A 16,260-nucleotide genomic window follows, 5' to 3' on the forward strand; every position below is an offset into this window, starting at 1 on the left:
GGCTCGCCGCACCGTACCGCGTACCACCATGAGGGGGTGCGGGGAACGAGGACGACGTGAGCGAGCTGCTGCTGATCATCACGTTGGGCGTCACCGTGCTGATCGGCACCACCATCGGCGGCCGGTACCGGGTCGCGCCGCCGGTGCTGCTCATCTGCTTCGGCGCGCTGCTGGCGCTGCTGCCGCCGTTCGCGGAGGTGGTGCTCGCCCCCGAGGTGGTGCTGGTGCTGTTCCTGCCGGCGATCCTCTACCGGGAGAGCATCGCCACCAGCCTGCGGGAGGTGCGGGCGAACTTCGTGGTCATCGCCCTGCTGGCGGTCGGGCTGGTCGGCGCCACGATGGTGGCGGTGGCGCTGGTCGCGCAGCGGCTCGGTGTCGACCCGCCGGTGGCCTGGGTGCTCGGTGCCGCGCTCGCGCCGACCGACGCCGCGGCGGTGGCCGGTCTGGCCAAGCGGATGCCCCGGCGCCTGCTCACCACGCTGCGCGCCGAGAGTTTGATCAACGACGGCACCGCCCTGGTGCTCTTCGCCATCGCGCTCGGGCTGCTCAGCGGAGGCAAGGTACCGGGGGCCCTCGATCTCGTCGAGCGGATCGGCCTGTCGTTCCTCGGCGGCATCGCGGCCGGCGTCCTGGTCGGCGCGGTGGTGATCGGAATCCGCAGGCGGCTGGACGACCCGCTGCGGGAGGGTGCGCTCAGCGTGATCACGCCGTTCGCCGCCTTCTTCCTGGCCGACAGCATCCACGAGAGCGGCGTGCTCGCGGTGGTGGTCGCCGGCCTGATGATCGCCTTCGCCAGCCCCCGGGTGATCCGTGCCCGGTCCCGGCTGCTGGCCCTGTCTTACTGGGACCTCACCACCTTCCTCATCAACGGCGGACTCTTCGTGCTGGTCGGGATGCAGATCCCGCGGGCGGTCCGCAGGGTCTCCAGCGTGTCGTTGATGCGCGCCACGGTCATCGCGCTCGTCGTGGCCGGCGTGCTGGTGGCGGTGCGGATGCTCTGGCTGCACCTGACGGCGGCCGTCGCCCGGTTGGTCCACCTGCGTAAAGCCACGCGCGGCCAGCGGGTGAACTGGCGAGTGCGTACGGTCGCCGGCTGGGCCGGGTTCCGCGGCGCGGTCTCCCTCGCGGCGGCGCTCGCCGTGCCGTTGAACGCCGACGGCGGACCGGTGCGGGAGCGTGATCTGATCATCTTCTGCGTCGCGGCGGTGATCCTGCTGACCATGCTCGTGCAGGGCACCACCCTGCCGCTGCTGATGACCTGGGCCCGGCTCCGCGGCGACCCGGAGCACAGCGGCGAGGCCCGGAGGGCGCAGGCACACGCCACCCGGGCCACGCTCGCCGCGTTGCCGGACATCGCCGACCGGATCGGAGCCGACCCGGAGGCGGTGCGGCGACTCCAGACCGAGTACGAGAGCCATCTCGGCGCCGTGCAGGCCGAGCCGGAGGGCGAGTCGGCCGCGGCCCGCGAGACCGAACGCCGGTTGCGCCTGGCCGCGCTCGAACACAAACGGCAGGAGATCACCCGGATGCGGGACACCCGGGAGATCGACGAGACGGTGCTGCGTGAGTTGCAGGCCACGCTGGACATCGAGGAAATTCGCCTGCTGGGACCGACGAGCGCCGACTGACCGGTGCCCCGCCCGCGTTCACCCCGTCGGCGGGGTGGCGGGCAGCGCCAGGGCGACGGTGAGGTCGAGCAGCGTACGCGGATCGCTGAGCCGCTCGCCGTAGAGCTGCCGGAGCTGACCCATCCGGTAGCGGACGGTCTGCGGGTGGACGAACAGGTCGGCGGCCACGTCGTCGCGTCGGCCCTGGTGCAACAGCCAGGAGCGCAGCGTCTCGGTGAGTCGTTCGGCGGTGGCGGCGGGCAGCGCGGCGAGGGGTTGCAGAACCCGTACCCGCAGGTCGGCGAGGGCTTCGAGGTCGGCGCTGAGCAGCAGTTCGGCGAGATGCCGTTCGGTGTCCAGCGGCTCGCCGTCCGCCGGGTGGGCGATGCCGAGTTCCACTGCCCGGGTGACCCGCCGGTAGGAGGAACTGGCCCGGATCCATGGGCGGGCGGGCCCGAGCACCGCGCGGCGCCCGTGCAGCACCCGGGCCAGTTGCCGGCGATCGCCGTGGGCGTCCGGTACGAGCACCACCGCCGTCTCCTCGCCGGGTTCCCCGGCGGACGACTCCTCACTGCCCTCCAGGGTGCGCTCGTCCAGCAGCGCGAGGACCCCGCGCAGGTTGGCCCGGGGCAGCAGGACGACGGTGAGGGTCTTCGGCACCGCCCAGTCCGCCCGCTCGGCGCTGCGCCGCAGCACGTCCTCCGGCTCGCCGGCGAGCAGCTGCTGGGTCAGCCGTTCCAGGTTGCGCTGCCGGGCCCGGCCGACGCTGGCCAACTCGTCGGCGTGACCGGCCACGCTGGCTGCGGAAAGCTCGTCGATGTAGGCGAACATCAGCTCGGCGAACTCGGCGACGGTGGCGGCGGGCAGCCCGATCGCCACGGTGGCGGCGGCCATCTCCCGCCAGGAGACCCGGGCGCCGACCCGGTACGCGGCCAGCAGCGCGTCCATGCTCCGGCCGGCGCGGGCCTCGCCGCTGCCCAGCGTGTACGCGGCCTCCAACGCCGGTATCAGCGGAGTGCTCGGATCGGTGGCCTGGCAGCGTTCGAGCAGTTGCAGGAAGGTGCCCAGGGCGATCTGCACCGCGTTCTCGATCTTGTCTCGCATCTGGCCGGTCAGAGCTCCGGAGTAGCTGGGCACCTCGGCCGTGATCGCGGTGATCGTCCGACCGGCTACCAGCGGTAGCCGGTCGCGCAGCTCGCGGGCGACCCGCTCGTCCAGTTCGAGGCGGGCCGCCCGATGGGTGGTCCCGGAGGATTCCGCCACGGTTGTTCTCTCCGCACAAAAGGGGTGGATCGCTTTACCTTCGCAGGCCAAGATTCTATGCCAGCGGGCCGCGACCATCGTCGTATGACCACTACCGTCCCGCGACCTCACGCATCCGGGTCCCTGCGACGTCGCCTGTGGCGGCTGGCCGAGACGGTGACCACGCCGGTGCTGCCCGGGGACTACCTCGACCTGGTCGCGCCGCTGCGGGCCGGTGCCGACCTGCGGGGCCGGATCCTCGCGGTGCGTCCGGAGACCCCGGACGCGGCGACGCTGCTGATCCGGCCAGGACGCGGCTGGCGGCCGCACGTGCCGGGGCAGTACGTGCGGCTCGGGGTCGACGTCGACGGGGTACGCCAGTGGCGGGCCTACTCGGTGACCTCCCGGCCCGGCCGGCATCCCGAGCCGATCTCGGTGACGGTCAAGGCCATCGAAGACGGCGTGGTCAGCAACCACCTCGTCCGCCGGGTGCGACCGGGCACGATCGTGCAGCTCGACCAGGCGCAGGGCGACTTCGTGCTGCCGGACCCGCCGCCGGCCCGGGTGCTGTTCCTCACCGCCGGCAGCGGCATCACCCCGGTCGCCGGGATGCTGCGTTCCGGCGCGCTGGCCGGCAGCGACGTGGTGCTGGTGCACTCGGCGCCCACCGCGACCGACGTCGTCTTCGGCGCGGAGCTCCGCGACCTCGCCGAGCGTGGCGCGATCCGGCTGGTGGAGCGGCACACCAGCGTCGAAGGGCTGCTGGACGTGACCGAACTCGACGCCCTGGTCCCCGACCACCTGGAACGGCAGACCTGGGCGTGCGGCCCGGTCGGGCTGCTCGACGCGGCCGAGGCGCACTGGTCGGCGCGGGGGTACGCGCAGCGGCTGCACACCGAGCGGTTCCGGCCCACAATCATCACCGCCGGTGACGGAGGGACGGTCACCTTCACCCGCTCGTCCGTCACCGTCACCGCAGGCGGCGCCACCCCGCTGCTGGACGCCGGCGAGAACGCCGGTGTGCTGATGCCCTCGGGCTGCCGGATGGGCATCTGCTTCGGCTGCGTGCTGCCACTGCGTCAAGGCGCGGTCCGGGACCTGCGCAACGGGGAGTTGACCACCGCCCTGCCCGGCGACGGCGTACGCGTGCAGACCTGCGTGTCGGCTGCGGCCGGCCCATGCGAACTCGAGATCTGATCGGAGAACCACCGACGTGACCGTCATCCAGAAGAAGGCCACCAACCCGATCGCTCACCTGAGCGCCGAGGACATCGAAACTCTCGGCAAGGAACTCGACGCCATCCGGCAGCGGGTGATCGACACTCGGGGCGAGCGGGACGCCGCGTACATCCGCAAGGTCATCTCGACCCAGCGCAAGCTGGAGATCAGCAGCCGGGTGGTGCTGCTGTTCTCGCTGTTCCCGCCGGCTTGGATCGTCGGTACCGCAGGCCTCGCGGTGGCGAAGATCCTGGAGAACATGGAGATCGGGCACAACGTCCTGCACGGGCAGTGGGACTGGATGCGTGACCCGAAGATCCACTCGACCAGCTGGGAGTGGGACCACGCCACCCCGGCCGAGCAGTGGAAGCAGTCGCACAACGAGCTGCACCACCGCTACACCAACGTGGTCGGCAAGGACAACGATCTCGGCTACGGCATCATGCGGGTCGACGAGGACCAGCCGTGGCACCCGGCCTACCTGGGCCAGCCGTTCTACAACTTCGTCAACGCCTGCTTCTTCGAGTACGGCGTCGCCGCGTACGACCTCGAACTGGGCAAGTACCTCAAGGAGAAGCGGCACAAGGAGCCGGAGTTCCGGGCCAGGCTCCGCGCGGCCGGCCGGAAGATCCGCCGCCAGGTTCTCAAGGACTACGTGATCCACCCGCTGCTGTCCGGGCCGTCGTTCTTCCACACCATGGCCGCGACGTTCACCGCGAACCTGATCCGCAACCTGTGGAGCCACTCGGTGATCATGTGCGGGCACTTCCCGGAGGGGGTGGAGACCTTCGAGAAGAGCTCGATCGAGGGCGAGACCCGCGGCGAGTGGTACCTGCGGCAGATGCTCGGCTCGGCCAACATCAGCGGCAGCCGGCTGATGCACATCATGACCGGCAACCTGTCGTACCAGATCGAGCACCACCTCTTCCCGGACCTGCCGAGCAACCGCTACCAGGAAATCGCCCCCGAGGTACGGGCGCTGTTCGACCGCTACGGCCTGAAGTACGTCACCGGTTCGCTGCCCCGGCAGGTCTTCTCGGCCTGGTGGAAGGTCATCCGCCTGGCCTTCCCCAACCGCCGCCAGCCGGCCACCCCTGCGGTCGACGACCAGCCGACCCCGGTGCTCGCCGCCGCCTGAGGCTCCGGAACCTTCCGCCCCGGGCGATGTCGCACCCCGGGAGGATCAGCGGCGGCTGGGGTAGTTCTGGGCTGATCGGCGGCCACGGACGAAGCCCAGCACGATCACCGCGGCCAGGGCGATGATCCCGATGATGACCAGCCAGCGGACCGCTTCCAGCAGCAGCCCGAGCAGCACGAGGATTACGGCGATCACGCCGACGGTCCAGAGCAGGGCGCGCATCTTCACCTCCCGACCGGGCCGTCCGGCGGATCCGGACGGCTTGCCGTTCCGACCCGCAGGACGGCTTGCCGGTCCAGCTACCCGGTTCTGCCCGGATCATGTCGGGTGACCAGGGAGGACACGCTCCCGCCGGAGAACGGTGACGCACGGTTCACGGGGCATCGACGCAACGCCTATTCTGTGCCCCGACCGCAATCGCCGGAAGGGGCCGCATGCCGTCGCGGCAGGACCAGCTGCACTCGTACCAGTTCACCATCCAGCGGGTGGTGTCCGCTCTGGTGATGCGCGAGGCCGACCCGGCGCAGTCACCGTTCCGCCGGCTCGCCGGTGCGGCGCTGGCCAGCATGCTGGTGGCGGTCATCGGGCTGGGCGGTTCCGCACTCTACGGTCTGTTCGCCGGCGGTGGCGCGAAGTGGCGCGACGGCAACGCGGTCATCGTGGAGAAAGAGTCGGGTGCCCGGTTCGTCTACCGCGAGCAGCGGCTGCACCCGGTCCTCAACTACGCGTCCGCACTGTTGATCATTGGTGCCGAGCGACCGAAGACCGTGCTGGTGTCGCGCCGCTCGATCGAGGGCGTACCCCGTGGCCTGCCGCTGGGCATCGCCGACGCGCCCGACTCGCTGCCGGCGGCGTCCCGGCTCGCCACCGACGGATGGACGGTCTGCTCGGCCAGCACCACCGACGACGGCCGACGGCAGTCGCGGTCGGTGCTGCTGATCGGCAGCACCGGTGCCGGTGGCCGGCCACTCGGCGAGGAAGCGCTGCTGCTGCGCGCTCCCGACGGCCGACTGCACCTGCTCTGGCAGCAGCGACGCCACCTGATCCGCGACACCGACCGGGTGTTGGCCGCGCTCGCGGTCACCCGGGCCCGGGCGGTTCCGGTCGCCCCGGCCCTGCTCAACACGGTGCCGGCCGGTCTGGACCTGGCGCCGCTGAACCTGCCCGGTCTCGGCGAGCGGTCCGCCGGGGTCGCCGACGCCCGGATCGGTGACGTGCTGCTGGTGAGCAACTCCGGCGGCGGCCGACAGTACTCGGTCGTGCAGCGCGACGGGCTGGCCGGCATCACCGAACTACAGGCCGCGCTGCTGCTGGCCCGGACCGGCCAGCGTGAGCCGGACCAGGTCAGCCTCGGCCGGTTCGCGGCCCTGCCGCAGCTGGAGGATCTCGCGCCGACCGGGCCGCACGCGCCGCCGAGCGCGCCGCCTCGACTGGCCACCGTGGACTCGCCGACGCTGTGCGCCCGGGTCGCCGACGAGGCCGGGCAGGTCGTGCTGCGGCTCGGCGTGGAACTGCCGGAGTTGACCGCCGCCCCGCGCGCCGGGACCGGGTCGACCGGCCCGGCGGTGGCCGACCACGTGATCGTGGAGCCGGGGCGGGGCGCGCTGGTCGAGTCGGTGGCCGCGCCCGGCGCGCCCGGCGGGGCGATCTCCGTGGTGACCGACCTCGGCCGCCGGCACGTCCTCGCCGACGCCGGGGTGCCGGCCATGCTCGGCTACGGCGAGACGCGGCCGCTCCGGCTCCCGGCGGGCGTGGTCAGCCTGGTCCCCGCCGGAGCGGCCCTGGACCCGGCGGCCGCCCGGCAGGCGGCCGCCCCCGCGTGACGCCGCCGGCCTCCGCAGCCAGTTGATCGACTCCGTCTCGTCGGTACGGCGGTGCCCGAGCGGGTCGGGACACCGCCCTTACGGCGAAACGGCGATCGGCGATGATCAAGCCGCGTAGTTCGGCGACCCGCCGACCGAGGGGGTACGGAGTTGTGATCGCGGCGGTGGTTCATCGCCGGATAGAGCGAGGCCCAGCCCCGGCTCCGCACTGTGGACTGCGGAGCTGCGCTGGCTGCTCAATCGCTCGATCACTCTGGCCCGCGCCGATCCCCGGGGTACAACTGGCTGCCGCCCGGTCCGGCGCTGCGGCGCGAACGAGGGCCGCCTGGCGGCATCTCTACGTGCACGCGTACCTGGCGCTGGCCGACCTTGCGGGGCGAGTTGAGGACGTTCGTCGCGACGCTCCCGACGACTTGCGGAAGGGCGTTCTTCCTGACCCTGTCTGGTGGGTGAGCAACGGCACCTGGTGGGTCAATCCGGGCCAGCAAGAGTCGGGAAGGATGTGTGCATGGTGGCTCTGTTGGACGGCGTACTGGCAGACCTCGGGCTGATGGATATCGCCGGGCCCCGGCTGGCCGGAGATCCACAGCCGGCGGTGCTGGCGTCACCGCTCGCAGTCGCCGAATGCGCAATCGTGTCCGTGGCCGCCTGTCTCACGGCTGCCGCTGATCTGGCTCTTGCGCGCACCGGTCGCCGGCCAGAAATCGCACTCGACACGGAACATGTGGCGGCGGCGATGCGCAGCGAGGTTTGGCTTCGCGACGCAGACGGACGGGGGATCGATGGCTTCGCTCCGCTGTCTCGATTGTGGCGGGCTGCAGACGGTTGGGTGCGTACACATGCGAACTACCCGTGGCATCGGACGGCTCTGCTGGCGTCCCTCGGTGTGCACGACGATCGTGACGTCGAGGTTCAGGCGCAGGTGGCTGACGCCATTGCCGCGCGCCCGGCGTTGGAGGTTGAGCGTGCTGTGTACGCCGCGGGAGGGCTGGCCGTGGCGGCTCGTACGCAGGCCCAGTGGCAAGCAGACGGTCAGACCGGCGCGATGGGAACGTCTCCGCTCGTGGGCATGGTGCCGCTCAGTCGTGGGTCGCTGCCGCTAGCCGAACCGGGCCCGCTTCCGGCGTCGGGGGTGAAGGTGCTTGATCTGACACGGGTCATCGCCGGCCCCGTTGGTACCCGGATGCTGGGCGCGCTCGGTGCCGACGTGCTACGGGTCGATGATCCGCATCGCCCGGAACTGGCGCTGCATGCCATTGATGGAGTGATCGGTAAGGCAAGCACAAGCCTGGATGCCAGCACGAAGAACGGCCGTCAAGCTCTGCATCGCCTTCTCGACCAAGCCGACGTTGTCGTGACCGGCTACCGGCCCAAAGCGCTGCGCCGTCTCGGTCTGGACCCTGACCAGGTTGCGGACCAGCACCCCGGCACCATCGTCGTCACGCTTTCGGCTTGGGGAACGGCCGGAACCTGGGGCACACGGCGCGGTTTCGACAGCCTGGTGCAGATCGCCACCGGCATCGGCTGGGCCACGAGCACGGATGGCATCCAACCCGGCGCTCTCCCCTGTCAGTTGCTCGACCACGCCACCGGCTACCTCGTCGCTGCTGGTGCACTGGCCGCACTGGGTCGACGCGCCCGCACCGGCGACGCAACCCACGTCTCTGTATCCCTCGCCAGGACGGCACGATGGCTGCTCGACCAAGGCATCATGCCAGCCAGGCAGAGCGCGGGCGATGACCCGAAGCGCCAAGCCGACACTTACCGAACAGCACTCGGAAACGGGTGGACCGCGATCAGCCCACCAGGTCAACTCGACGGCCGCCCGCTGAGCTGGCCTCACCTACCACCCGCCTACGCTCAAGCGCCGCCCGATTGGAGCTGAACGCCCCCGGCCACCCTGCGGCGGCTCGGTCTCGTCAGTAGCCGACGGCGAAGTGGCGTTCCTCGCCGGGCTGCTCCAACTCGTCCAGGACGGCGACGGCGAGGTCTTCGGCCGAGATCCGGGACGTGCCGTCCGGGGCCACGACGAGAGTGCTGCCGCCGCGTCGGTGTCCGCCGGTCCGCACCCCGAGCTCAAGGAGGGCGGGAGGGCTCAGGTAGACCCAGTCGGCGGCATGGGCCCGGCAGACGTCCAGCTGCGCGATGCTGGCGGCGGCGATTTCGCGTACGGCCGGGGGCACGTACCGGGGGTCGTCGAAGGCCAGCCCGCCGGACGGGCTGAGCAGGGGCGCGGAGCCGCCGACGAGCAGGATGCGGGTCCCGGTCGACCGTGACGCGGAGAGCCGGTGATTTCCGGCTCCGGTGGCGCGACGGTCAGGCGGGTCGGCGCAGAATGCTGACGGCGAAGTCCGCGTCGTCGCCCCAGGGGCGCAGATCCCAGGTGGCGAAGCGGTGTTCCAGCCGCAGGCCGGCGGCGGCCACGTCGGCGTCGAAATCAGTCAGCGGGTAGCCCCGGTCGGTGCCGAAGCCGACCGCGATCACCCCGTCCGGGCGCAGGTGCGCGGCCACCCGGCGCAGCACCTGCACCTCAGTGTCCGGGGCGACGAAGGTCATCACGTTGCCGGCCAGCACCGCCGCGTCGAACGGCTCCGCCACACCGGCCGCGGCGAGGTCCAACTCCGCCAGGTCGGCGACCAGCCAACGGGGCCCCGGGTGGTCGGTGCGGGCGGCCTCGATCAGTGCCGGATCGGCATCCACCCCGACCACCGTGTGGCCCCGGGCAGCCAGCTCGGCGCCCACCCGGCCGGTGCCGCAGCCAGCATCGAGAATCCGCGATTTTGGCGGCACCAGCGTGTCAAGCAGCCGTGCTTCGCCGGCCAGGTCGACCCCCTCGGCCGCCATCCGCCGAAACCGGTCGATGTACCACTGGGAGTGATCCGGGCCGGTGTCGGTGACCCAGCGGGTCGGGTTGCCCGTGCCGCCACTGCGCTCGCTCATCGGACCACCGTATCCAGCCCGCGAGTAGGACTCCCTCCGCCGCCATGGTTTCGGCGGATCGGTCAGTGCCATGCTGGCATGGCCGGTGATCCGCACGACAGGGAGGCGCGATGGCTCGGGAGAACTACGAGGAGCAGCTCGACCGCCTCACCGGCTTGCTGGCGACGATGAGCCGGGAGGCCGGCGTGGCGATCCGGGGCGCCAGCGCCGCCCTGTTCGACGTCGACCGGGCTGCGGCTGAGGCGGTGGTGGCCGGCGACGCCGTGCTCGACCGGTACCGGGCCGAGGCGGAGGCGATGATCCCCGAGGTGCTGGTCCGGCATCAGCCGGTCGCCTCCGACCTGCGGCTGGTGGTGTGCGCGCTGCGGATCGCCGCCTCGCTGGAACGGATGGGCGACCTCGCGGTGCACATCGCGAAGGTCGTGCTGATGCGGTATCCGGTGGGGGTGGTCCCGGCGTCGGCGTTGCCGGTGCTGACCACGATGGCGGGCGCGGCGGCCCGGATGGCGGAGAAGGCAGCGGTCGTGCTGGCCACCCGCGACCACCTGGACGCCGCACAGCTCGGGCTGGACGACGACGAGGTCGACGCGGCCGAGAAGCGGCTGCTGTCGCTGCTCGTCTCCGGCTGGCCGTACGGCGTGGAGTCGGCGATCGACCTGGCTCTGGTCGGCCGGTACTACGAGCGGTACGCCGACCACGCGGTCAACGTCGCGCGGCAGGTGGTCTTCCTGGTGACCGGGACGGTCCGCCTCTGACCCGGGCGGACATTCCGGGCATCCGGTGCGCTTGCCCTCGCAGCGTCACATCCCGGGGCCGACCGGCCACCATCGGGGCCACCAAGTTCATTTTTCGTTCACCTGCTGCCGGGGGTCCGGCTACCTGCGCCTCCTAGCTTGACTCGCGTACGGCCCGGACGGGCTGATGCACCCCGATAGAGAGGCTTACCTGGTGAACCGCAACGTGCTCTCGCGGCGTCTCCTCGCTGGCGTCGCGCTTGCCGCGCTCGCGCTTACCGGCTGTGGTAGCAACGACAACGGCACAGGGCCGGGCGCGAGCGGCGGCGACAGCGCCTACGCGAACCTGTCCGGCGAGTTGAAGGCGTCCGGCGCCAGCTTCCCTGACGCGTACTACCAAGAGGTCATCGAGGCCTTCAAGGGCGAGGCCTCCGGCGTGACCGTCACCTACAACGCGACCGGCTCGGGCACCGGCAAGAAGCAGTTCGGTGAGGGTCTGGTCGACTTCGCCGGCACCGACAGCCTGGTCAAGGAGAGTGACGGCGTGGCCGCCGGCTCGTTCCTCTATATTCCGACGGTGGCGGCGCCGATCACCGTCTCCTACAACCTCCAGGGCGTCGACAAGCTCCAGCTCAGCCCGGAGACGCTCGCCAAGATCTTCCAGGCCGACATCAAGACCTGGAACGACGAGGCCGTCAAGGCCGACAACCCGGGCGTCGAGCTGCCCGACACCCCGATCGTCGTGGCGCACCGCTCGGACGGTTCGGGCACCACCAGCAACTTCACCAAGTACCTCGAGGCGGCCGCCGGGGGGACCTGGAAGCTCGGCAGCGGTGACACCGTGGCCTGGCCGGCCAGCACCCAGGGCGGCGAGAAGAACACCGGTGTCGCGCAGATCGTGCAGCAGACCAACGGTGCCGTGGGCTACGTCGACCTCAGCGACGCCAAGGCCACCGGCCTGAAGTTCGCCGCCATCAAGAACAAGGACGGCCAGTTCGTCGAGCCGACGCTGGACGGCACCACCGCCGGCCTGGAGGGCGCCGAGATCGCCGACGACCTGAGCTACAACCCGCTCAACGCCGCTGGCGCCACCGCGTACCCGATCACCGCGCCGACGTTCATCATCGCCAAGACCTCCTACGGCGACGCCGCCAAGGCGGAGCTGGTCAAGGGCTTCCTCACGTACCTGCTCAACGACGGCCAGGACCTGGCCAAGGAGATCGACTTCGCGCCGCTGCCCGCCTCGCTCAAGGAGAAGGCGCTGGCCCAGGTCGACAAGATCCAGAGCTGATCGACATCAGGATCGCTGGGCCTTCCAGCCGGGGACGGGATCGACACGATTCCGTCCCCAGCGGAGTCCCTGAGCTGGAGTGAAGATGACCGTGACGAACGAACCCCCCGCCGCCCGGCCGGCATTGACCCGGCGTGGCGGCAACGCCGTCGGCGACCGCCTCTTCTCCTGGTGGACACTCGGCACCGGCCTGCTGGTGCTGGCGATCCTCGGGCTGATCCTCATCACCACTGTTCGAGAGGCGTGGCCCGCGTTCGACGCGATGGGCCTGCGCTTCCTCACCGAGCGGATCTGGGACCCGAACCCGGCGACCGGCGACGCCATCTTCGGGGCGCTGTCGTTCGCGTACGGCACGGCGATCTCGTCGCTGATCGCCCTGCTGTTCGCGGTGCCGGTCTCGGTCGGCATCGCGCTGTTCCTCACCGAACTCGCGCCCCGCCGGCTGCGCGGGGCCGCGGTCACCGTGATCGACCTGCTCGCCGCCGTGCCGTCGGTGGTCTTCGGCCTCTGGGGCATCCTGGTCGTCGCCCCCGCGCTGGTCCCGGTGTACCAGTGGATGCACGACGTCCTCGGCGGCGTCCCGGTGCTCGGCCGCCTCTTCGGCCCGGTCGGCAGCGGCCGCAACTTCATGACCGCCGGCCTCATCCTGGCGATCATGGTCACGCCGATCATCACGTCGATCACGCGCGAGGTGTTCAGCACCGTGCCGCGCGCCGACAAGGACGCCGCTCTCGCGCTCGGCGCCACCCGCTGGGAGATGATCCGGGGCGCCGTCTTCCCGCACAGCTTCGGTGGCGTCGTCGGCGCGGTGATGCTCGGCCTCGGCCGGGCGATGGGGGAGACCATCGCGGTGGCCCTGGTCATCGGCGGGGCCACGAACATCACGGCCAACATTTTCGCCCCCGGCAACTCGATGGCCGCCGTCATCGTGCAGCAGTTCGGTGAATCCACCGGCACCTTCACCGCGGCCCTGATCGGTCTCGGCGTCGTGCTGTTCGCGATGACGGTGCTGATCAACGTGCTCGCTCAGGTGGTCGTCCGCCGGGCCGAGGCCCGGATGAAGGGAAGCGTCGCGTGACCGTCACCGCACCGCCCCCCACCCGCTCCCGCACCGGCGGGCCCGACCTGACCCGGGCGGCTCTCGCCGGGCGGCGCCGGTTCACCAACCATCTCGCCACGGCTGCCATCTGGGCTGCCGTGCTGCTCGCCGTCATCCCGCTGGCCCTGGTGACCTACACGGTCATCAGCAAGGGCGGCGGAGTCATGAGCCTGTCCTTCCTGACCGAGGACATCCCCAACTCGTACCGCCGGCAAGGCGGCGGCATGGCGCCGGCGATCGTGGGCACGCTGCTCATCACCGGCGCGGCCGCGCTGATGGCCATCCCGCTCGGCGTCTTCGGTGCCGTCTACCTCAACGAGTACGGCAAGCAGAAGCCCCTGGCCCGGCTGATCCGGCTGATGGCCGACGTGATGACCGGCGTGCCGTCGATCGTGATGGGGCTGTTCGTCTACATCTCCTGGGTGCTGCTCGTCGGCGAGCAGACCGGCTTCGCCGGCGCGCTGGCGTTGGCCTGCCTGATGCTGCCGGTGGTCATCCGCAGCAGCGAGGAGATGCTCCGGCTGGTCCCGGACGAGTTGCGGCAGGCGAGCATGGCGCTGGGCGCCCGCAAGTGGAAGACCATCCTCACCGTGGTGCTGCCGGCGGCGATCTCCGGCATCACCAGCGGCTCGCTGCTGGCCGTCGCCCGGGCGGCCGGCGAGACCGCTCCGATCATCATCGTCACCGGCATCGTCTTCTCGCCCAACTGGAACCTGTTCGAAGGCTCCAACACCGCGCTGCCGGCGCAGATCTTCCGCAACGCCAGCACCTCGTTCCCCGCCGCCCAGGACCGAGCCTGGGGTGCGGCCCTGACACTGATCGTGATCGTCCTCGGCTTCACGGTCATCGCCCGATTCATCTCCAGCCGGTTCGCCATCAAGGAGCGCTGACATGGCCAACGACACCGATCTGACCACCCGCCCGTCCATCGCGGTGCACGCCACCGGCGTCACCGCCGCCGGCGTCGAAACCTCCCCCGCGCCGGTGATGCAGCTGCGCGACGTCAGCGTCTACTACGGCAGCTACGAGGCGGTCCGGGGCACCACGATGCCGATCCAGCAGAACCAGGTCACCGCGATGATCGGGCCCTCGGGCTGCGGCAAGTCCACCGTGCTGCGGGCGCTCAACCGGATGAACGACCCCATCCCCGGCGCCCGGGTCAGCGGCGAGGTCTCCTTCCACGGGCAGGACCTGTACGCCAGGGACGTCGACCCGATCCAGGTCCGCCGGCGCATCGGCATGGTGTTCCAGAAGCCGAACCCGTTCCCGAAGTCCATCTACGACAACGTCGCGTACGGGCTGCGGATCAACGGCATCAAGGGCCGGCTCGACGACCACGTGGAGGAGGCGCTGACCCAGGCCGCGCTCTGGGACGAGGTCAAGGACAAACTCCGCAAGAGCGCCCTGGCGCTCTCCGGCGGTCAGCAGCAGCGGCTCTGCATCGCCCGTACGATCGCGGTCAAGCCCGAGGTCATCCTCATGGACGAGCCCTGCTCGGCGCTCGACCCGATCGCCACCGCGAAGATCGAGGACCTCATGTTCGAGCTGACGAACGACTACACGATCGTGATCGTCACGCACAACATGCAGCAGGCCGCGCGGGTCAGCCACTACACCGCGTTCTTCACCGCCGAGGTGGACGAGAAGCAGGTGCGGCACGGCCGGCTGGTCGAGTACAGCCAGACCGGCAAGCTGTTCACCAACCCCGCCGACAAGCGTACGGAGGACTACATCACCGGCCGCTTCGGCTGACCGACGGAACCGGAGCCGGTACGCGATGAACAACCTCGCCGAGGCCACCAGGGGTGACCATCGAGCCGACGGGCGTTTCGTGCTGCTCGTGGTGGACGACGACGAGAGCGTCGGTGCCGCGCTGGTCACCCAGCTGGCCGAGCACCGGGTACGCGGACACCACTACCCGCACGCCGCCGAGGCGCTGCTGGCCGCGGGAGCCCTGCAACCGGATGCGGCGGTGGTCGCCGCCGGTCTGACCACCATGAGCAGCATCGAACTGGTCCGGCTGCTCGCCGGCCGGGCCGGCATCCCGACGGTGGTCGGCGTCGGCGACGACGACGGGGGCATCGCCGCGGCCGGGCTCAAGGCGGGCGCCACGGCCGGCGTACGGCGGCCCTACCGGGCCGAGGAGGTGCTGCCGATCCTGCGCGCGATCCGCCCGGAGACCGCCGCCGCCCTCGATCCGCCGATCGAGCTGGGCGGGCTGCGGGTGGACCCGTCGACGTTCGAGGTGCGCCTGCAAGGCCGGACGGTGGCCCTGCCGTTGAAGGAGTTCAAGCTGCTCTACTTCTTCATGAGCCACGCCGAGCGGACGGTCACCCGTGAGCAGTTGCTGGCCGCCGTCTGGGGCGGAATCTCCGACGACACCTCGAACACCCTGACCGTGCACATCAAGCGGCTGCGTCGGCGACTCGCGCTGGACGGGGGACAGGCCCCGATGATCGTGACCGTACGCGGCCTGGGCTACCGGTTCGTGCCGGCCGCCGGTTCAGGCGAGCAGGATGAAGGCCGGAGCGCCGACCAGCGGGCCGAGCACGGTACCCGCGATCACCTGGCTCACACTGTGGGCGGCCAACCGGACCCGTGACCAGCCGACCAGCCCGATCAGGGCCAGCAGCGGGACCGCCGCCGGACCGAGCACGTAGATCAGGGCGGTCACCGACGCGGCGCAGATCGCCGCGTGGGCGCTCAACTTCCAGACCTGGTTGACCGCGGCGACGCCGGCCACGACGGCGAACATCGCCACCACCAGGGCGACCAGCGGACGCGGCGCACCGAGCAGCACCAGCAGCACCAGGCCGGCCAGGACGGATGCCATCCCGTGCAGCAGCGGCCGGCGGCGTTGGGCGCGTACCCCGATGTGGTGGTCGGTCAGTTGGCCGCGTCGCACGCCCAGCCAGATGATGCCGTACGGGACGACGGAGCAGAACAGCACGGCCAACGCCCCCCAGCCGAGCCCGGCCACGACGGCCGGTGCGGTGGCGTGCACGGCGATCACCATGGGCAGCACGGCGGCGAACACCGCGGGCGCGAACACCTCGGTGGTGATCCGGGCCAGCCGATAGGAGGCGGCCCGGTCGACGACGGTGGACACGGGGCCAACCGTACGCGTACGGGTGCCATCGGTGGGGCGCGTCCGTTTGCCGGGGATGG

Annotated in this window: 15 protein-coding genes and 1 pseudogene; 11 read left to right on the top strand and 5 right to left on the bottom strand. The window is 71.1% G+C overall.

Annotated features, from left to right (window positions below):
* Positions 1–56 precede the first annotated feature (56 nt).
* Positions 57–1,628 (top strand): Na+/H+ antiporter, encoded by a 1,572-nt coding sequence (locus Vqi01_RS08860; RefSeq protein ID WP_204034163.1) that lies wholly within the window; start codon positions 57–59, stop codon positions 1,626–1,628.
* An 18-nt stretch (positions 1,629–1,646) separates the two neighbouring features.
* Here Vqi01_RS08860 and Vqi01_RS08865 read toward each other — a convergent pair whose 3' ends face one another.
* Positions 1,647–2,870: a PucR family transcriptional regulator gene (locus tag Vqi01_RS08865; RefSeq protein ID WP_204034165.1), complete on the bottom strand. Its 1,224-nt coding sequence runs from the start codon at positions 2,868–2,870 to the stop codon at positions 1,647–1,649.
* Positions 2,871–2,954: 84 nt separating this feature from the next.
* On the opposite strand from Vqi01_RS08865, the gene Vqi01_RS08870 reads away from it, so the two are divergent.
* Together Vqi01_RS08870 and Vqi01_RS08875 are read left to right on the top strand one after the other, a co-directional pair.
* A complete protein-coding gene (locus tag Vqi01_RS08870; RefSeq protein ID WP_204034166.1) occupies positions 2,955–4,046 on the top strand; it encodes a ferredoxin reductase in 1,092 nt (363 codons plus the stop codon).
* Between the two features lie 16 nt (positions 4,047–4,062).
* Positions 4,063–5,205, top strand: coding sequence for a fatty acid desaturase family protein (locus Vqi01_RS08875; RefSeq protein WP_204034167.1), 1,143 nt, complete (start codon positions 4,063–4,065; stop codon positions 5,203–5,205).
* Between the two features lie 45 nt (positions 5,206–5,250).
* Here Vqi01_RS08875 and Vqi01_RS08880 read toward each other — a convergent pair whose 3' ends face one another.
* Positions 5,251–5,427, bottom strand: a complete 177-nt coding sequence (locus Vqi01_RS08880) for a hypothetical protein (RefSeq protein WP_204034168.1) — start codon at positions 5,425–5,427, stop codon at positions 5,251–5,253.
* Positions 5,428–5,639: 212 nt separating this feature from the next.
* Between Vqi01_RS08880 and eccB the strand changes: the two genes are divergently transcribed.
* Both eccB and Vqi01_RS08890 read left to right on the top strand, forming a co-directional pair.
* Positions 5,640–7,028, top strand: coding sequence for a type VII secretion protein EccB (gene eccB / locus Vqi01_RS08885; protein WP_204034170.1), 1,389 nt, complete (start codon positions 5,640–5,642; stop codon positions 7,026–7,028).
* A 508-nt stretch (positions 7,029–7,536) separates the two neighbouring features.
* Positions 7,537–8,913: a CoA transferase gene (locus Vqi01_RS08890; RefSeq protein ID WP_204034171.1), complete on the top strand. Its 1,377-nt coding sequence runs from the start codon at positions 7,537–7,539 to the stop codon at positions 8,911–8,913.
* A gap of 34 nt (positions 8,914–8,947) precedes the next feature.
* Here the strand turns inward: Vqi01_RS08890 and Vqi01_RS08895 are convergent, their stop codons facing one another.
* Positions 8,948–9,211 carry an NAD(P)-dependent oxidoreductase gene (locus tag Vqi01_RS08895; RefSeq protein ID WP_204034172.1) on the bottom strand — a complete coding sequence of 88 codons (264 nt, stop codon included), beginning with the start codon at positions 9,209–9,211 and terminating at the stop codon, positions 8,948–8,950.
* Positions 9,212–9,344: 133 nt separating this feature from the next.
* Positions 9,345–9,968 (bottom strand): class I SAM-dependent methyltransferase, encoded by a 624-nt coding sequence (locus Vqi01_RS08900; protein WP_204034173.1) that lies wholly within the window; start codon positions 9,966–9,968, stop codon positions 9,345–9,347.
* A 110-nt stretch (positions 9,969–10,078) separates the two neighbouring features.
* Here Vqi01_RS08900 and phoU point away from each other — a divergent pair, with 110 nt between their 5' ends.
* The 6 genes and pseudogenes from phoU to Vqi01_RS08930 form a co-directional block, all read left to right on the top strand.
* Positions 10,079–10,723 (top strand): phosphate signaling complex protein PhoU, encoded by a 645-nt coding sequence (gene phoU / locus Vqi01_RS08905; RefSeq protein WP_204034174.1) that lies wholly within the window; start codon positions 10,079–10,081, stop codon positions 10,721–10,723.
* A 193-nt stretch (positions 10,724–10,916) separates the two neighbouring features.
* Entirely contained in the window at positions 10,917–11,993 is a 1,077-nt protein-coding gene (pstS, locus tag Vqi01_RS08910) for a phosphate ABC transporter substrate-binding protein PstS (RefSeq protein ID WP_204034175.1), read from the top strand.
* A gap of 85 nt (positions 11,994–12,078) precedes the next feature.
* Complete coding sequence (gene pstC / locus Vqi01_RS08915; RefSeq protein ID WP_239098268.1) at positions 12,079–13,071, top strand: phosphate ABC transporter permease subunit PstC; 993 nt, start codon at positions 12,079–12,081, stop codon at positions 13,069–13,071.
* Positions 13,068–13,982: a phosphate ABC transporter permease PstA gene (gene pstA, locus Vqi01_RS08920; protein WP_204034177.1), complete on the top strand. Its 915-nt coding sequence runs from the start codon at positions 13,068–13,070 to the stop codon at positions 13,980–13,982. The genes pstC and pstA overlap by 4 nt, the downstream gene beginning before the upstream one ends.
* 1 nt (position 13,983) lies before the next feature.
* Positions 13,984–14,844, top strand: a complete 861-nt coding sequence (gene pstB, locus Vqi01_RS08925) for a phosphate ABC transporter ATP-binding protein PstB (protein ID WP_372444333.1) — start codon at positions 13,984–13,986, stop codon at positions 14,842–14,844.
* 25 nt (positions 14,845–14,869) lie between these two features.
* A pseudogene (locus tag Vqi01_RS08930) lies at positions 14,870–15,589 on the top strand (winged helix-turn-helix transcriptional regulator); the annotation flags it as partial.
* Positions 15,590–15,595: 6 nt separating this feature from the next.
* Here the strand turns inward: Vqi01_RS08930 and Vqi01_RS08935 are convergent.
* Positions 15,596–16,201 carry a phosphatase PAP2 family protein gene (locus tag Vqi01_RS08935; RefSeq protein ID WP_204034190.1) on the bottom strand — a complete coding sequence of 202 codons (606 nt, stop codon included), beginning with the start codon at positions 16,199–16,201 and terminating at the stop codon, positions 15,596–15,598.
* Between the last annotated feature and the right edge of the window lie 59 nt (positions 16,202–16,260).

Source organism: Micromonospora qiuiae, from assembly GCF_016863555.1.
Taxonomy (GTDB): Bacteria; Actinomycetota; Actinomycetes; order Mycobacteriales; family Micromonosporaceae; genus Micromonospora; species Micromonospora qiuiae.